Origin of the sequence: Sinomonas halotolerans (assembly GCF_039615075.1) — a bacterium.
Taxonomy (GTDB): domain Bacteria; phylum Actinomycetota; class Actinomycetes; order Actinomycetales; family Micrococcaceae; genus Sinomonas; species Sinomonas halotolerans.
In genome coordinates, this window is sequence record NZ_JBDFRB010000008.1 from 79,567 (window position 1) to 96,688 (window position 17,122).

A 17,122-nucleotide genomic window follows, 5' to 3' on the forward strand; every position below is an offset into this window, starting at 1 on the left:
GGTGTCGAGAGGGGCGCCCGACGGGGCGGCCGGGCGATTGTTGTAGCGATCCGCCGACCGGACACTCCTGCCCATGGTGGATTCACTACAAAACGGCCGTGCCGCGCGCTGCATAGCCTTCTTCCAGACCCACCCGGATCATCTGGAGGAACCATGAGCAACCCGACAGCGCCGACCCCGGCACCCGACGCCCTCGCCGAGCAGGCCGAGAAGGGCCAGACGGCCGAGAAGGGCACGACCACCGAGACGGCCGCAGCAGCCGAGAAGGCCCAGCCGAGCCCGCGAAAGCCCCGCCGCATGTGGGACTCGCAGTCTCTGGCGCTCGTCTCCGTGTTCGCCGCCCTCATCGCGGCCTCGGCGATCGTCCCGGGCATCCCGGTCGGCGGCCTCGGCGTGCCGATCACGCTGCAGACTTTCGCGATCATGCTGACCGGCCTCGTCCTGGGCGGCTCCCGCGCGGTCGCGGCGGTGGCGCTCTACCTCACCCTGGCGTTCGCCGGGCTGCCGATCTTCTCCGGCGGGCGCGCCGGGCTGCAGGTCATGGCGACCGGCTCCGGCGGGTACATCATCGGCTTCATCGTCGCCGCGCTTCTTGTCGGCATCGCCGCCGAGCAGATCATCAAGCGCCTGCCGGCCAAGCGCCGCGGCCTGTGGTTCTTCCTCGCCGCCGTGGTGGTCACGGTGGTCGCCTCGCACGCGCTCGGCGTCCTGGGCATGATGGTCAACCTCAAGCTCTCGTGGGAGGCGGCCTTCCTCGCCGACCTCGTCTTCTACCCCGGCGACATCCTCAAGGACGCCGTTGCCGCAGTCGCTGCCGTGGCCGTGCACCGGGCGTTCCCCGACGTGCTCGTGCGCCGCGTGAAGTGAGGGTCTTCGGCAGCACTGTTGACGACCAGACCCGGTGCATCCACTACCGCACCGAGGTGGACGTCATCGCCATCAAGTTCCGGTGCTGCCGGCGGTACTACCCCTGCCACCTCTGCCACGCCGAGGACGCCGACCACGAGGCCCAGACCTGGCCGCGCAGCGAGTGGGCCGAGCCGGCGGTGCTGTGCGGCGTCTGCAAGGGCGAGATGGCCGTCCAGGACTACCTGGCGGTGACCTCGTGCCCGAGTTGCGGCGCCCGGTTCAACGAGCGCTGCGCCCTGCATTCGCACCTGTACTTCGAGGCGTGACGGCGGACGCCGCGGGAGGGGGCGGACGACGGCGGGCGCGTACCCGCCGTCGTCCGCCCATCTCTGCTGCTAAGCGCGGTATGCGTCCTTGCGATGCGTCACGGCGACGACCTCGAGTTCTCGGCGTGAGTCGTCGAGCCGGTAGATGACGCGATAGGTGCCTCGTCGGGCGGAATAGAGGGGGAAGAGCGGCTCCGCGAGCTGCTTCCCCAGCCGGTGCGGGTTCTCGCTGAGCGCACCCGTGATGAGCTCGAAGGCCGCCGCGGCGACAGCTTCCGGAAGCCCTTCGGTGAGGGCGCGCTTCGCGGCAGGAGAGAACCGGACGGTGTAGCGGCTCACAAGCGCCCGGCGGCCTTCATGGCTGCGCGGACGTCGTCTTCATCGTGGCCCTTGCCGGAGCTGAGGTCCTGGATGGCTTCCTTGAGCTCCTGCAGCGTCTCCGCCTCGGAGAGGATCGACACGGTCTCGATGAGCCCGTCGTAGTCGTCGGCGCCGAGCAGGACGGCCGCACGTTCGCCGTTGCGCGTGATGTCGAAGCGCTCGTGGGTCCGCTCGGCCCGGTCGATGATCTTCGAGAGGTCGGCACGCGCTCCTGCGACGGGGATCGTGGTCATGTACATAATTGTAGCGCTTCTCAGGGCGCTACCCGCAGGGATCAGCGGACGACGGCGGGCGCGCGCCCGCCGTCGTCCGCCCGCCTCGGAGGAGGTGCCGCGGTCAGTGCCCCGCCGCGACCGCCTCGAGCTCGCCGTCGGAGGCCTCCGCCCGTGCGGGCCTCACGAGCAGCGTCGCGGCGCCGGCCACCACGAGCGGCACCGCCAGGGCCGCGAAGTAGCCGGACGGGCCGAGGCCGGTGAGCAGCACGCCGCCGAGCGCGGACCCGACGATGGAGCCGAGGCGGCCGACGCCGATGCCCCAGCCGGTCGCGGTCGCGCGCAGCTGGGTGGGGTAGGCGTTGGCGATGAGGTAGTTGAGCGCCAGCTGCTGCCCGCCGATGCCGAAGCCGGCCAGGCCGAGGAGCGTGAACACGAGGCCCCACTGGGTGCCGGCCGCGCCGAGGCCGAGGGCGATGAGGATGCCCGCGGCGAACATGCCGAGCAGGAGCCGCCGCGGGTTGACGCGGGGGAGCGCGGCCGAGAGCGGGACCGAGAAGACGATGAACGCCGCGTTGACGGTGACGGTGCCGAGGGCGGCGGTCCCGGCGTCGAGGCCCAGGGCCTTGAGCGCGGTGGGCATCCACAGCAGGAGCAGGAACCACGCGATCCAGTTGAAGAGGTACGTGGCCCAGACGGCGACGGTGACCTTGCGGTACGTGGGGGCGAACAGTGCCGCGACGGAGCCGCGCTTCTCGCCGGCGTCCTCGACCGTGAGCGCGGTGTCCTCGGGGACGGCGCGGCCCGTGGAACGCGCGATGAGCGCGCGGGCGCGGGAGTCGTCGTCGTGCGTGCCCTTCGCCACGAGGTACGCGGGCGACTCCGGCAGCAGGGCGACCGCGGCGGCGAGGAGGAGCAGCGGCAGGGCGCCGCCGATGAGGAAGATGCCGCGCCAGCCGACCACGGGCAGCCAGGCCGCTGCGACGAGGCCGCCGATCATCGCGCCGCCGGGCAGGCCCAGGAGCACGAGGGTCATGAGGGTGCCGCGGCGGGCGCGCGGGCTGTACTCGGCGGTGAGGGCGAGCAGGGCCGGGGTCGCGCCGCCCATGCCCAGGCCGATGAGGAAGCGCAGGACGACGACCTGCCACGCGGCGGTCGCGAAGGCCCCCGCGAGCGAGAACGCGCCGAACAGCGCCAGCGCGATGAGGATGGTGCGCTTGCGCCCGATCCTGTCCCCGAACGTCCCGAGCGTCATCGCGCCCAGGGCCATTCCGACGGTGCTGGCCGTGATCACCCAGGTCATGTCCGTGGCGCTGAGCGCGAACTCGGCGGCGATCGCGGTGCCGATGAACGCGATCGACTGCGTGTCGAACCCGTCCAGCAGCGCGATCACGAAGCAGAAGGCCGCCACGGCCCACCGCCTCGGCCCCATCGGCGGGTCCATGGTCTCCTGGACGCTCAGCGTCCGCGTGGCTGTCATCGTCGGCTCTCCTCCGGTCAGTGCGGGGAGGACGACGGCGTCCCCCCGGTTTCGCCTGTTCCCGAGGCTAGGTGGGGGCTTCTTGGGCGGTCCAATACTTGTTTGGGCGGGATTGATAGGGGGGCGGGAGGACCCGCGTTGGGCTGACCGCTAAGACGTGGGGGGCTGATTCGCTGCAGGTGAATTGAGCGACAGCAGCTCGAGCCGGTCCCGGAGCCTGCCGACTTCCGCCTCGAGATGGCGCTGGCGGACGGCCAGTTCGTCGAGCTGCCGCACGCGCTGCGCTTCGACGTGCCGGCCCAGCAGGAAGGCGGCGATCGCGATGCAGACCATGGCCACGGTTCCCCAGAGCGCCATGACCATGAAGTCGCCCGAGACGATGAAGGCGTTCTTGATCGCGAGGGCATCGTTGACGCCGGATTCCACGGTGCTCGCGAAGCCGTTCAGCGCGTTGACGATCCCATCGAACAGAGGGAGGCTCGGCGCGAGCTCCGGCACGTCGAAGGGGGCGTCCCTGCCGGCGGACCAGCGCACGTCCGAAGCGTGGCCCAGGATGTAGAACGCCGCCGCCAGGCTTGCCGCCGCGTAGGCGCCAGCGCCGGCCCGCAGGCTCTGCAGCGCTGCGAGGCCAGCCGGCCGCCAGTCCTTGCCGGACCTTCGTGCGGTGGGAGCGAGTAACTGCAGGGCCGCGACGGCGACGGTTGCGGCAACTGCCACGATCCACACGGCGGTGCGGAGGTCGTCGGTCCCCATGGTGCTCAGCACGTCCACTGCCCGCTCCTCATCCGAGTCTCCACCCTGTGGCGTTCGAGAGGATCCTAGTCGAGGGCCGCAGGCTCATCGATGCGGCAGGATCGGCCGCGTTGCGACTCGGAAGGGCCTCCCAGAATCGGCGGTGTAGTCCCACATCGATGGCAGATCCTGTGCCGCGGCCGGCGTGAGCCCGTACTGCTTCACGACCGATTTGAGGCCATGAACGCGTCGAAGTCGAACGGCTGCGGCTCGCCGCTGGCCTCGCCGGCGCTGAGAGCCGAGCGCAGGGCAGAGAGCCGGGCTTCCTGACCCTCCAGGAGCCTGAGGCCGGCCCGCACTACCTCGCTTGCGGACCCGTACCGCCCCGATGCCACCTCACGGGCGAGGAAATCGGATAAGTGGGAATCCAGGCTGATCGACGTGTTGCGTGCCATGGGAGCGAGGGTACCGGGGATTGTTATGGCACGGCAGGGATTCCGCGGGCTGGCCGTGACCACCGAGGTCATGTCCGCGGCGCTGAGCGCGACTCGGCCGCGATCACGTGCCGACTTTAGAGCGACTCTTCGGTCAGGCCGAACGCCTTGGAGACCTCTTCGATCGTGAATTTGCTGCGCAGCTTGCATGCGCTGTTCTGGTTGGCGAACATCCCCTGGCGCCACACGGCACTCTCGAGAGGAACGGTGTGGAGCCATCTGACTGGCACGATGTACTCGCCGACGTCACCGCTCTCGCTGTCACCGTGGGAATAGGAGGCCGTCACGGGCAGTGATCGGAAAGGCTGCTGTTGCCCGCCGAGGCTCAGAACCGCGTCATCCGCGGGCTGGGCGGGACCTTCGACAACTCCCACGCCGACGTACCCGCGCTGCGGCACGTGCACGAAGACCCTCGCCCCCTCAGGGAGGCTCTTCAACGTTCGTGAGTACCATTCACCGCCACCGGCTGAAACGAAGCCGAAGCGCTTGGCGTCGTCCCAATGCCTGTCCCTGCCTTCGCCGAACGCCACGTACCAGTCCCTGCCATTCCAGGAGGCCCGCGTTCCTGAGGTTCGAGACGCAGAGGGGGACTTCACCGCCGAGGCCTCGTCCACCACCCAAGTTCGCGCGAGATATTCGTGGTCGCCATCACGGAAGTACTGGAATTTCATGATGTTGATGGGAACCCCGTAGGACTGGTTGAGATACATGACGATGCGTTCAGTGGCGGTGTCGGTGTCGCTCGCCACCACCGTGAGCGAATGTGTGCCGTTCAGTTCGTCGGGGACAGGAGCGCCGTCGAAGCGCTCGGCGAAGGCCTCATCGAATAGCACAGCTGGATGGTTGACCGTGAAGATGTCGCGTATGTCGTCGTTCCCTAGCTCCTGCACCCAGGTCGCGTAGTCGAGGATCTGGGCGACCACGTCGCGGGGCGTCTTGTCCCGCTTGAGCTCAAGGATGTGGATATTCCCCTCAAGGTCGAGGCCGAGGACGTCCGCGAACTTCCCGTAGCGCGTGGGGACCTGATTGCCGATAAGGAGGAGCTTCGACCCCAGTATCTCCGGATCGTCGAGAATCAGCTGCTCCAGCCGCGACTCAAGGGGCATGGAGCCCGGGCGGATCCTTTCCGCCACCGTGTCGATCCTCCATAGCCCAACTTCAACTGGCACGGAGCCGCCTTCCTCTAGCGCTCGACGTCGTCTCTGGCATCAGGGTGCCGCAGGCAGGGTGCCCGTTTCCAGTGTTTGAGCACCCTCGGATGTGGATCACGTCAACCATTGCGTCCCGATGGGGGACCCGCTGCGGCCTAGGTGACATGGCTCATGTCTTCTTCGGATGCACATCAGGGTCGCTCGGGGTGCTCGAGTGATAACGGCGAAACTCGCATTACTTCACCTCCTCATGTTCGCCAGCGTGCAGCTCTGCACGCGTGACCGAATGTAGAAGGAGGGTCCGACAATCATGGACCGCGATCACGAACCGAAGTTTCGGCGGCCGCCTACTCGTTCGGTAGTTCTTCCGGATAGACATGTCCCAAGGCCTCGCCCAGCCCGTAGCGCCTGACGAGTTCGTGGGCTAGGGAGAGCGCGTCCGTCTTCCGTCTTTGGCCCATCTTCTCCAGAGCAAGCCGGGTGAGATCGGGGTCCAGCGAGACATGGTCCGCGAGGAATTGCGCAGGCTGCAGTACTTGGAGGGAAACTGGCAGGCGGCTTGAGGGGAAATCTCGCATGTTATGCGTGACGATGCACCCCGCGCCACCTATTACTGCTGCGGCCGCGCGACATGCTCGTCATTCGGATCCGGGAGGTTGAACGAGCCTTCGAGCGGTTCCCAGCCCGTCACGATGGCGTCTTGGAAGCTGTCCTCCATTCTGAGGACGAGGCGCCGTGCCCGGTTGCGGGCCTGTTCGCGTTCCAAGCCGCGGCGGCGAACACGGTCTATCGATGCCCGTACCGGCGGCCCACGGCCCGACGCGCTTCACGCAGCCGTTCGAGCATGGCTTCCAGGCCTTCCTCCTCTTCCAGTTCAACGCTCGTCGCGGCCAGCGCGTCGTACTGCTCTTGGCGTCGCTTCTCGCGATAGTCGAGCAGGTCGCGAAGCTGCAGCCGCCGGTGGGAACCGACGCGTTCGTAGGGGAGGGCGCCTCCTGCGAGGAGCCGGATCAGAGTTGGCCGACTCACGCCGAGAAGGTCGGCGGCCTGCTGTGTCGTCAGGGTGGTGGTCTCGGGCGTCACCGTCACGGCAAGCCCGTCGTCCATGGCCTCTGCGACCTTCTTGAGCACCGCGAAGATCTCGGGAGTCAGGGGAATGATGTCGTCCGGGCCAGGGCCGGACAGGGAGTAGCCGGTCTCTGCCGCGGCAGCGGGCGCGTCATGCTCATGCGAACGCACCGACGCAAGAATCATCCTGGCCGTGCCGGCGTCCGCGACGGTTGGAACGAAGGTTTCTCGGGTGAGCGTGCTGGCAGTCATCATCGCCCCTCTCTGAATGAAACATAACACCTTGCGATTCGTTCGGATAGTCACGGGTGAGCGGCTCACCGGCCGCAGCTGGCGCTCCGAGCAGAGAGCTACCCGTCCTCGGTTCCGGCGAGGTGTGCGACGGCGAGGAGGACGCCACGGGCAACAGCGGCCCGCAGCCGGTCGGGGACCTGAAGGGTGCCTGAGACGTCGAAGGCGACGAGTCCCGCGCGCTCGAGATTCCGCACGGTCCATACCGGCCCCCGGCCGAGCAGTGCGGGTGCTTGGACCTCGAGACCTTCGGGAGCCAGCGCACCCATCAGCTGGGCCAAGGACGGCTTGACAATGAACGCACCGTAGTTGCCCTGGTTCATGGGGGCGGCCAGCGTCGCTGCGACGAATATTCCTGCGACCGACTCGGCCAATTCGAGCGGCGGAAGCGCCTCGGCGCTCCACTCGGCGGCCAGGGGGCCGGGCCGGACGCTGGAGGAGTTGGTCCGGATGACTTCCGCGGCCAAGAGCGCCTCCCACCACTGGGCGAGCAGGGGGACGTCGGCCATCGAGAGCGCCTGTACCGGCTCGTCCTCGTCGCGGTAGTCGCCCACGCGCTTCGCGACCCCGACTGCCCGGACGCCCAGCATGCCCGCGACCTCCTTGATGTCCCCGCGGCGCACGCCGCCGGTCTGCGTCACCGGCCGGCCGGTGCCGAGCCACGCGAGCAGGTCCTTCACCGCGGCGATGAGCCGGGTCTGCGCGAGGGCGCTGCGGCGTGCGTGCGGACTGACCTTCTCCGCATCCTCCAGGATCGCATCGAGGGGGCTCGGCCCGGCGACGTCGTCGAGCGCGTCCTCGACGGCACCGTGCGCTTCCTCCCAACCGCCCGGGTCGTGGCCGGCCTCGAGGCGGAAGTGCACGTAGTCGTGCAGCGTCTCGAGCGCGGCGTCGAGCGCATCGGGGTTCTCGAGGTCGGAGTCGCGGAGCAGGTCGATGAGGGGCTCGACGTCGGCGGCCCGGCTCAGGTCCAGACGCTCGCCGCGCGCGATGCCCACCAGCATCTGCATCATGCCCAGCTCGTCGGCCACCGTGGGTGCGGCGATCGACGGCGCCTGCTCGAGCCACGCGCCGAAGCCCCGCTGCAGCGCGCGGTCCGCGGCCCGCGCGCTGCGGGCACCCTGTCCGGGAACAGCCCGGCGCGATCCTCTTGTACTGCCTGCCGCCCGTGGGCGCGTGAAGCTGCTTCCGCGCGGATGGGCGGAGGGGGCAGGGGGAAGGTCCTGGGTGTGAGGCAGGCCCCAGCCGGTGTCGACGAGCACCCGCCCCGCCAGCTCGCCCACCGATGCGCCCTCGCTCGCGGCGCGCGAGCCGAGGGACGCCGCAACAAGGAGCGCGGATCCCTCGAAGAGCGCCAGCCCTCCGTGCCGGTGCAGGCTCTTCAGCGAGTCGAACGCGCGCCCCTTGCGGGCGAGGGCGAGGACATCGGTCGCCGCAGCGCCGGCTGCGCGGTTCCACCGCGGCACGCGCGTGCCCGCGAGCGCGCGGCGCAGCCTCGGGTCGGTATGCCAGCCGTCGAGGAGCCCGAGGCTGACGCCGAGGACGTGCGAGATTGCCGGGGCATCGCCCGCTGGATCGCTCTCGACGCCTGCGACCACTGCGGCGGCCAGGTCTTCATCGCCCTCCGCGAGGGACTCGGCAAAGAGCCGCAGGACCGCGAGGGCTCCGGCACGCTGCGCGGCGACGGGCGTGAACAGCGCCAGGTTGTGGCGCTCGGTGGCGCGGGCGAGGGCAGCGTTGACCTCGCCGAAGTCGACGTCGTCGCCCAGGTTGTCTAGGTCGATCCCCTCGGCGGCGAGCAGCGGCGCGAGGTCATCCATCATCCGGGCCGCCATGCCAGGAGTCTGGACCACGCCCATCTGGGCCAGTCGGGCGGTGAACTCGGGATCGTCGAAGGGCGATGTCACCCGGTCAAGGCTACGCGGTGCGGGGGTCGGCCGCCGCGATTAGCCTCGGGCTTTCATGGGGTGGCGCTGGTGGCTGCGACCTGAACTGCGAAAGGTGCCTCTGATCTGGGAAAATGCTGTTGTCTACGCAGCGTTCCGACCAGCTCGAGGAGGCACCTTTCTGGTGCAGAAGTCTACCTGTCCCTATCCGGCTGTGCTCGTGGACGGCAACGGCTTCGGAGTTGTCTCCCAGGCCGGCGGGATCGTCCTGACGGAGACGGTGCGCGCCAGTGGCCTCGCGGCGGGCCTTTCTACGGCGTTGAGGCCATGGCGGAAGCCGCTGTCCCGGCATGATCCGGGCAAGGTCATCACCGATCTGGCCCTGTCGCTGGCGATGGGCGGGGACTGCCTGGCGGATGTGGACCGGGTCCGTTCCCAGCCGGGCGTGTTCGGCCCGGTCGCTTCGGACCCGACGGTCAGCCGCGTGATGAAGGCCCTGTCCGGGCAGCAGCCGGCAGAGGCGCTCAAGGCGATCGCCACCGCGCGAGCCGCGGCCAGAGCCCATGCCTGGTCCCTGGCCGGGGAGCAGTCCCCGGCCCATGGCGCCACGGCGCGGGATCCGCTCGTGGTGGACCTGGACGCAACCCTGGTCACCGCGCATTCGGAGAAGGAGCACGCGGCCCCGACGTGGAAGAAGGGCTACGGCTTCCACCCGCTCACGGCGTTCCTCGACCACGGCGCCGACGGGACGGGCGAGCCGCTCGCGGTGCTGCTGCGGCCCGGGAACGCGGGCTCGAACACCGCCGCGGACCACATCACCGTCACGAGGCAGGCCCTCGCGCAGCTGCCCAGGGGGTTCCGGTCCGGGCGGAAGGTGATGATCCGGACCGACTCCGCCGGCGGAACGAAGGACTTCCTGCACTGGCTCACCGGTGCGCGGCAGAACCTGGGCTACACGGTCGGGTTCCCCATCGGCGCCCAGCTGGAGTGCGCGCTTCCCCGCATCCCGGAGGAGGCGTGGGCCCGGGCCTACAATTCCGACGGGCACGAGCGCGACGGGGCCTGGGTCGCCGAGGTCACCGGGATGCTGGACCTGTCCGGCTGGCCGGAGGGCATGCGGGTCATCGTCCGGCGGGAGGTCCCACACGTCGGGGCGCAGCTGCGCATCACGGACCTGGACGGGATGCGCTACACCGCCTTCGCCACCAACCAGGCCAAGGGCCAGCTCGCCGACCTCGAGGTCCGCCGCCGGCTGCGCGCCAGGTGCGAGGACCGCATCCGCGGCGCCAAGGACACCGGCCTGTCGAATCTGCCCCTGCACGCGTTCGACGCGAACACCCTGTGGTGCCACCTGGTCATGCTCGCCGCCGAGATCACCGCCTGGGCCCAGATGCTCGCACTCCACGGGCACAACGCACGCCGCTGGGAGCCCAAACGACTCCGTGCCAGGATCTTCGAGACCGCCGCGCGGATCTCCCGGCACGCGCGGCGCACCGTCCTGCACCTGGCCGCGGCCTCGCCGGAGACGCCGCTGATCCTCACGGCACTGGGCCGGCTCGCACTCCTGGCCCCGCCCTAGCCGCGCGAGCGTGGACCCAGCAGCGACGAGACAGGAAGAGCACCAAGCGTGCGAGCAGTGGAACCCGCACCGACCACCCGCCACGGTCAGCGGGCAGAACTGTCGCACCCCCATGCCAGAATCCACACAGTCAGGCAGACGGTAAGCCCTGACACTCAGCCAACCAGCCACGCTGAAAGATCGAGGCTAGCGACAGACTGAGGTCCTAGAAGACTTGGTCGAGGCGCCACCGACCCTGGAGAGGAGGCTGCTCCTTCGCACCATGAAGAAACGGGGGAACGAGATCGAGATCCGCTCACTGCCGGCACCACCACAATCAGGGTCGAGGCGAAGGCCACTCCCGCTGAAACGCGAAACGTCGGAGGCCGCCGCTAAAGTACGAGAGGAGGATGCTGGCGCCTGGTCACTTCGCGTGACTCCACGCCTAGTTGCCAAGCAGAGATGCTTCGACTGTGACTCCAGGAGTCTGAGTGTATTCCAAGGCATACGGGGCATGCATCGCAGACTCACGCCATGCAACTTCCAACTCGAAAGGGGGATCGGTGGACCAGCCCGCCGTCAGATTCCGATTCATCGACCTATTCGCGGGGCTCGGTGGGTTCCACGTCGCACTCAGGGACCTCGGTGGCCAAGGGGTCTTCGCGGCCGAATGGGAACCCACCCTGAACACGCTCTACGAGCACAACTTCGGCATTTCGCCGTGGTCTGACGTGAACGAGTTGGACTCGGATGAGGTGATCGCTCAGATGATTCCGGACCACGATGTCCTCACAGCGGGGTTCCCATGTCAGCCCTTCTCGAAGGCAGGGGAACAACTCGGCTTCGAACACACGCTGCAGGGCCGGCTCTTCTTCAAGGTGTTCGATATTCTCAGTGTGAAGCGCCCCCGGCGCTTCATTCTGGAGAATGTCCCGAACATTCTCCAGCATCGTGGCGGACAGACTGCAGCAACGATCGTGGCAAAGCTCGAAGGTCTTGGGTATGAGGTTCAGGTCCATCGTCTCTCTCCGCACCAGTTCGGCATTCCGCAGGTTCGGGAGCGGGCCTATTTCGTCGGATCGCTAGACGGCCTCAACGCTTTCGAATGGCCGACGGAGTTCGAAGAGTCGACCAGTATCGCTTCGGTACTGCACCCCGACGCTCAGGCTTCGCGCGATATCCCTGAGCAGACTTTGCGGGCCATAGACATGTGGGGTGACTTTCTGAGCCGCTCACCCGCTACAGTCAAGTTGCCATGGTTCCCCATCTGGTCAATGGAGTTCAGGGCGACCTATCCGTTCGAGACCACGACCCCACCGAAATCGTGGGCCCGTCGTCGCCCACGCGAACTCGACGGATTTGCTGGTTCATTCGGTTTCCCGCTCGAGCGGCTTAGCATCCGAGAGCAGCGTAGACTCATCCCGAGCCACTCGGGCCGCGATGGCGATATAGAGTTTCCCGTGTGGAAGCAAAAATTCATCCGCCAGAATCGCGAGTTCTTTCTCACCAACCGCAAGTGGATCGAGCCCTGGCTAGACAAGTGGCAGCCTTGGGAACTTCCGTCCAGCTTCCAGAAGTTTGAGTGGAACGCACAGGGCGGAGTGCGCGACATCGACGAGCACGTGCTACAAGTGCGCGCCTCCGGCATCCGGGCGAAGCGGCCGGTGACCGCTCCGAGCCTGATTGCGATGACAAACACGCAGGTTCCGATCCTCGGGGCGAACATATCTCGCACCGGTAAGCGTAGGTACATGACGCCGGAAGAGTGCGCGGAGTTGCAGAGTCTGGGAGGCATCGAGTTGCCGGAGAGCGACCTCCAAGCCTATAAGGCTCTTGGCAATGCAGTAAATGCGAGCGTAGTCAGGGCCATTGCCCACCCGTTGCTCGCAGACCTCCGTCCGGCCAAGAAGAACGCGGCGCACCCACAGGCAGCATAGTCTGAGGCGACGTGGAGAACAGGAGTTTCTGATGGAGACATACAGCATCGACGAGGCCGAGGATGACCTTCCTGAGGAAGACTCCCGCGGGCAGCTGCATGGCCGGATCGCCGAACTGCTCGCCGAACTGTCTGAGGCGACGGATACGCCCAAGGGTGTTGAACCTTGCGCTGCGTTCACCCCGGACGATGTCAGCTTTGACTCAGATGAATGGATGTCCCGTCTGACGGAGATTCAGGGCTGGCTCCATTTTGGTGAAGACTTGTCGACCTCTGATCCAGCGGCATTTGCGGCGAGTCTGGTCGAAGCTCTCGGCTTTGAGGCCCAGGCGGAGGGGATTGCCTCAGCAGACGGTATACCTCGGTTGACGGAGGCGGCGCTCGAACGGCTAAGCGAGCGTGCTGAACTCGCGGCCCGGATTCAGCAAGCCTTCCTCGAGGAACTCGAGGCTGAGGGTGGCAGTCAGGCGTCTGCAACTGCAATTTGGGCCGAGGCCTGGTTGACCGAGGAGGACACTAGCGCGGACGAGGTTGCCCCTGAGCCGGTGAAGGCGGAGGCCGACGTCTGGAACGTCTCGGATCTGGCAGGCACGGACTTGAACCTTAACCCCTCTTACCAGCGCGGCGACGTTTGGCGGACAGGTGACCGGCAGGCTCTGATCGAGTCGGTTATCCGAGGGATCCCGCTGCCGTCGGTCATCCTGCTCCGGACGGGGCCAAACACACCGCACGACGTCGTTGATGGCAAGCAGCGCTTGACCGCCCTCCTACGCTTCGTCGGCCAACACCCTGTCGCACTGTCCAAGGTCAAGGAGGCGGCCGCGATGCACCCGGAGGCCGACTTTTCCAGGATGTTCGCCGAGGACTACCCTATGTTCCGCCGGGCATGGAAACGGTACATGGGCGAGCCTCTTACCGCGAAGCTGGAGGATGACTACTACTTCCCATTTAAGCTCCGCAACGATGACAAGGGCGGGCTCGTAGGTTCCGAATTGGAGCCTCTGCGCGGCCAGTATTACACGCAGATCAGAGACCGCGTCGTCAATGTCGCGGGCCAGCAGGTGACAATCACTACTCTTTTCGAGAAGAGGCCAAAGTATCGGGTTCCGGTGATTGTGTACGACGAGGAGACCACCCAGCGCCAGATTCATGAAGTGTTCAAGCTCTATAACAAGCAAGGCATGCACCTGAACGCGGAGGAGATCCGCAACGCGGTCTATCACGACGTAGAACTCACGCGTGCGATTCTCGTCGCGGCCGGCGACGTGAGCGCGCGCAGTAGCATCGCTGAGGTCGCCCCGTCTCTCGTCGGCGTCCCGGGCGTTCCTGAGCTTGGGAAAACCCTCCGCGACTACGGCTTTGGGGAGGCGCGTTATCGTCGCACCAAGGTGCTCGGCTGGATCGTCGCTGTGCTGTTGGGCGACTCACAGGGGAAGTTGCTGCCCTCGACAGCTCGATACACCGACATGCTGCTCGAAGACGTCCAGGAAAAAGACTCGCACCCGTTGCGCGACAAAGCCCGCATCGCGGACCTGTTCGGCTGGATTGCCCGGGCGGCGGATCTCCACGCGGCACACGACGAGCTCTGGCCAGACCAGTTCCGCGGAGACGGCAAGAACGGTAAGTGGCAGGATCTCCAGTTAGTCGGCTCGCTGGTTGGCGTGGCGATTGCCACTGCCGGAGCACCCACCGAAGTCGAAGAGCGGATTGAAGCGTCGGCCGAGGCGATCCGCTCGGCGGCGTTAGACGAGTGGAAGCGCCCCGAGAAGACCCAGACGCGCACCCAGTGGGACTACATCGCCAAAATCGCCCAAGGCGTCGTCAAGAAACTGGACATTGACATCTCCACAGCGTCGGAGGCGATCAGAGCGCGGTATGGCTCATCTGGCGTCGAGTCGCTCCTCGGTTCGATCCTCCCGCCGAAAGACAGGTAGTGGCGGCATGACGGGTGACGCAACAGAGCGGGTGTACTTCGATGCACCGACATCGACGGCGAAAGACAGTTTTTGGTGGGATCGATACGGCGCAGAGTTGACGGCACTGACATCGACCGCGCGTGGAGCACTACAGACCGACTGCGCCTACATCCTCGATCGCGGAATCTTCGGGTCGGGCGAACCGAATGCGGCTACGTGGCCCGTGAACCGGACACGTACCGGGCTGGTCATGGGCTCCGTTCAGTCCGGCAAGACCGCTTCGATGTTCGGCGTGACTGCACTCGCCCTCGACCGCGGCGTCAATATCGTCGTCATCCTCGCCGGGAGTCGGTTGTCTCTATGGCGACAGACATACGAACGCTTGGGCGAGCAGCTGGACGCCGGAGAAGACAGCGCAGCGAAGATCACTCGCCGTCTCCTATGCCCCGCACGCGGCGTCGCGCTCTCCGGGGCGTCGACGTCGCTTCAGGATACGTACCGACTCTCCTCCGCGCAGGTTAGACGCAAGCTTGCCCAAGGCAGACCGCTGATTGTCGTCGCAATGAAGCAGGCGAACCACCTCTACGCGCTTGGGAACATGCTGCGCGACAGTGTCTTTGATGCGGTGGGGGAACTCGAGCACCCTGTGCACATGCTGGTGCTCGACGACGAAGCCGACGACGGCTCAGTACTCGATGCTGCCGTAGAGGCAGGGCAAGATCCCCTATCCCCGAACCTCAAACAAATTCCCCGAGCCATCGCGGACCTTTGGGAGCCTCGCGCGGGTGATGCCCCGTCCAACCTCTACACCACGTACGTTGGTTATACGGCGACTCCGCAGGCGAATCTGCTGCAGGAGGATCACAACCCGTTAGCCCCACGGAACTTCGTGATCTCGCTGCGAACGCCGCTTGACGTCGGGCACCCGGTCGATCCCGCTCGTAGTGCGCCTAGGACATCGACCTACCCCGAGCCGGCCGGTATCGACTACTACTACACAGGAGGCGAGGTCTACTATGCGCGCGGGGCGTCGGCGCAGCTTTGCATAGAACTCACCGGCCGTGCCGATGACGATCTAGGAGAGGCAGTCCGCGCGTTTCTCGTTGCCGGTGCCATCAGGCATCACCGAACTGTTGGAGCGTCAGGTCCGTATTCCCTGGCGGATGCTGACTTCGATACACGCGGCGCGGCATTGTCGGCGTCGCCGGAACCGCACTCGATGCTCTTTCATCCAGCTGCGGACATCGAGCGGCACTTCACCGGCGCCGAGGACATACTGCTCTGGGCCGGTATCAGCGACCGTGCTGCGGCGCGCGAACTGCTGAGATCAGGCGACGCTCGCTTGCCTGCCAGTCTGATTTCAAAGATGCTCGGCGAACAGTCGCTGTGGGAGGCTTGGATCGACAGATACCGTCATTCGTCCGCCGAGATCGCCACCGAGTTCAACCTCTTTAACCCGCGCACGATCCCAGATTGGCCTGTGGTCCGGCAGATTCTCGAGACTGAGATTATCCCTGGGACACGGGTCTCGGTCGTTAACAGTGACCCCAATGCCGACGACCGTCCCGAATACAAGCCATCCTTCGAGGAGACCACCGGGAGGTGGCGCGCGGGGCGGGACTTGTCCACTATCTTTGTCTCCGGCAATGTGATGTCCCGCGGGTTGACCCTCGAGGGGATGACAACTGCGCTGTTCCAGCGAGGGTCGAACAACCCGTATGCGGACACTCAGATGCAGATGCAACGTTGGTTCGGTTACCGCGGCAAGTACATCGAGTTGTGTCGGGTGTTCGCCGCCCGCCAGCAGATCGACCTCTTCAGCGCGTACCACGACATCGACGAAGCCCTACGCGAGGGGATTGCCGCGAAGATGACAGGGGAGGCCCCTTCTCCGGTAGTCCTCCATGGCATGGGCTTCCTCGCAACCGGAAAGATCGCAAACCTCGGCCGCACGCCGCTCTGCCCGAGTTCGAGGCCGTTCGTGACTCTCATCAACGACGGCCAGGCACCCGACCCGAACGCGCAGCTCGTCGCCGATTTATTCGCGGCCGAGCCGTCGTCGGACGTGACCGTTGGCCGGACCAGGGGGCGTGCGCTCGACGACACCTTATCGCTCACTGAGGCTGCTGATCTTCTTGACCAACTCGTCTTCGACTCATATCGCCCCGGCAGAGATAACCGTCTGGGCGAGCTTTGGGATCAGGTTCAGACTCGCGTCTCGGCCACTCTCCCGCCGTTGCCGAGCGACACGTGGCTGTACAACCCACCGGGGCCGTCCGAAGGCGAACCCTCTCTCGTGCGGCTCGACTGCCCATACGCGATCCCGGCGTACCTTCGCCTCTGGGAGGCGTGTCTCACCAGGCCGGTCCGCGGGCTCTTCGTTATCGGCGAGCCGTCCGGCCGTTGGTCCATGGCCGATCTTCGGAACAAGCAACGGCACCAACCGAGGTTCACGGTGGGCATCCGTTACGGAGCAGGGGACCCGATCAAAGACGGCCCACTCGCGGAGCTGGGCTTCAGCATCCCAGCGACCCAGAAGCGTGTTGGGATCGAGGGTGAACTCGAGACGACATGGGGCGCGAACGATCCGAGTGCAGGCCCGCATGGTTACCGCGGTGACGAGTTCTTCGACTACTACCATCGAGGGGAGCCAGTACCGCTGTTGAGCGGGAGCGCGCCATGGCGGCCCGCCGGATCGCATGGTCAAATTCTGTTCTACGTGAACCAGTTTCCCCAACAGCCGCACCCTGCCGTGACGGTTGGAATATGCATTCCGGCGGGTGGGCCCGAGCAGTTTGCGGCGACTCGCACCGGATCGCTGGTTGCGGGGTGAGAAGGAGGC

Annotated in this window: 15 protein-coding genes; 6 read left to right on the forward strand and 9 right to left on the reverse strand. The window is 66.5% G+C overall.

The features are described 5' to 3' along the window. Window positions 1-153 precede the first annotated feature (153 nt). Both ABCQ75_RS10685 and ABCQ75_RS10690 read left to right on the forward strand, forming a co-directional pair. Window positions 154-867, forward strand: coding sequence for a biotin transporter BioY (locus ABCQ75_RS10685; RefSeq protein ID WP_345885355.1), 714 nt, complete (start codon window positions 154-156; stop codon window positions 865-867). Further along, a complete protein-coding gene (locus ABCQ75_RS10690; protein ID WP_345885356.1) occupies window positions 864-1,175 on the forward strand; it encodes a CHY zinc finger protein in 312 nt (103 codons plus the stop codon). Before ABCQ75_RS10685 ends, ABCQ75_RS10690 begins: the two co-directional genes overlap by 4 nt. 69 nt (window positions 1,176-1,244) lie before the next feature. Here ABCQ75_RS10690 and ABCQ75_RS10695 read toward each other — a convergent pair whose 3' ends face one another. The 9 genes from ABCQ75_RS10695 to ABCQ75_RS10735 all read right to left on the reverse strand — a co-directional run bounded on the left by ABCQ75_RS10695 (window position 1,245) and on the right by ABCQ75_RS10735 (window position 8,891). Then, complete coding sequence (locus tag ABCQ75_RS10695; RefSeq protein WP_345885357.1) at window positions 1,245-1,514, reverse strand: type II toxin-antitoxin system RelE family toxin; 270 nt, start codon at window positions 1,512-1,514, stop codon at window positions 1,245-1,247. Next, window positions 1,511-1,789 carry a type II toxin-antitoxin system Phd/YefM family antitoxin gene (locus tag ABCQ75_RS10700; RefSeq protein WP_345885358.1) on the reverse strand — a complete coding sequence of 93 codons (279 nt, stop codon included), beginning with the start codon at window positions 1,787-1,789 and terminating at the stop codon, window positions 1,511-1,513. The genes ABCQ75_RS10695 and ABCQ75_RS10700 overlap by 4 nt, the downstream gene beginning before the upstream one ends. 103 nt (window positions 1,790-1,892) lie before the next feature. Beyond that, window positions 1,893-3,248: an MFS transporter gene (locus ABCQ75_RS10705; RefSeq protein ID WP_345885359.1), complete on the reverse strand. Its 1,356-nt coding sequence runs from the start codon at window positions 3,246-3,248 to the stop codon at window positions 1,893-1,895. Window positions 3,249-3,398: 150 nt separating this feature from the next. Then, complete coding sequence (locus ABCQ75_RS10710) at window positions 3,399-4,019, reverse strand: hypothetical protein (RefSeq protein WP_345885360.1); 621 nt, start codon at window positions 4,017-4,019, stop codon at window positions 3,399-3,401. Between the two features lie 182 nt (window positions 4,020-4,201). Then, complete coding sequence (locus ABCQ75_RS10715) at window positions 4,202-4,435, reverse strand: type II toxin-antitoxin system ParD family antitoxin (protein WP_345885361.1); 234 nt, start codon at window positions 4,433-4,435, stop codon at window positions 4,202-4,204. Window positions 4,436-4,551: 116 nt separating this feature from the next. Beyond that, complete coding sequence (locus ABCQ75_RS10720) at window positions 4,552-5,643, reverse strand: hypothetical protein (protein ID WP_345885362.1); 1,092 nt, start codon at window positions 5,641-5,643, stop codon at window positions 4,552-4,554. Window positions 5,644-6,235: 592 nt separating this feature from the next. Further along, a complete protein-coding gene (locus ABCQ75_RS10725) occupies window positions 6,236-6,391 on the reverse strand; it encodes a hypothetical protein (protein ID WP_345885363.1) in 156 nt (51 codons plus the stop codon). A 20-nt stretch (window positions 6,392-6,411) separates the two neighbouring features. Further along, on the reverse strand, window positions 6,412-6,945 hold the full coding sequence (locus ABCQ75_RS10730; protein ID WP_345885364.1) for a helix-turn-helix domain-containing protein: 534 nt from the start codon (window positions 6,943-6,945) through the stop codon (window positions 6,412-6,414). Between the two features lie 98 nt (window positions 6,946-7,043). Next, window positions 7,044-8,891: a hypothetical protein gene (locus ABCQ75_RS10735; RefSeq protein ID WP_345885365.1), complete on the reverse strand. Its 1,848-nt coding sequence runs from the start codon at window positions 8,889-8,891 to the stop codon at window positions 7,044-7,046. Window positions 8,892-9,054: 163 nt separating this feature from the next. On the opposite strand from ABCQ75_RS10735, the gene ABCQ75_RS10740 reads away from it, so the two are divergent. From ABCQ75_RS10740 to ABCQ75_RS10755, 4 genes are all read left to right on the forward strand, one after another. Next, window positions 9,055-10,449, forward strand: coding sequence for an IS1380 family transposase (locus ABCQ75_RS10740; protein WP_345885366.1), 1,395 nt, complete (start codon window positions 9,055-9,057; stop codon window positions 10,447-10,449). Window positions 10,450-10,991: 542 nt separating this feature from the next. Then, a complete protein-coding gene (locus tag ABCQ75_RS10745) occupies window positions 10,992-12,365 on the forward strand; it encodes a DNA cytosine methyltransferase (RefSeq protein ID WP_345885367.1) in 1,374 nt (457 codons plus the stop codon). Between the two features lie 31 nt (window positions 12,366-12,396). Then, the gene (locus tag ABCQ75_RS10750; RefSeq protein WP_345885368.1) at window positions 12,397-14,298 is read left to right on the forward strand and encodes a GmrSD restriction endonuclease domain-containing protein; all 1,902 of its coding nucleotides are present in this window, start codon (window positions 12,397-12,399) and stop codon (window positions 14,296-14,298) included. Between the two features lie 7 nt (window positions 14,299-14,305). Next, on the forward strand, window positions 14,306-17,113 hold the full coding sequence (locus tag ABCQ75_RS10755; RefSeq protein WP_345885369.1) for a Z1 domain-containing protein: 2,808 nt from the start codon (window positions 14,306-14,308) through the stop codon (window positions 17,111-17,113). Window positions 17,114-17,122 lie beyond the last annotated feature (9 nt).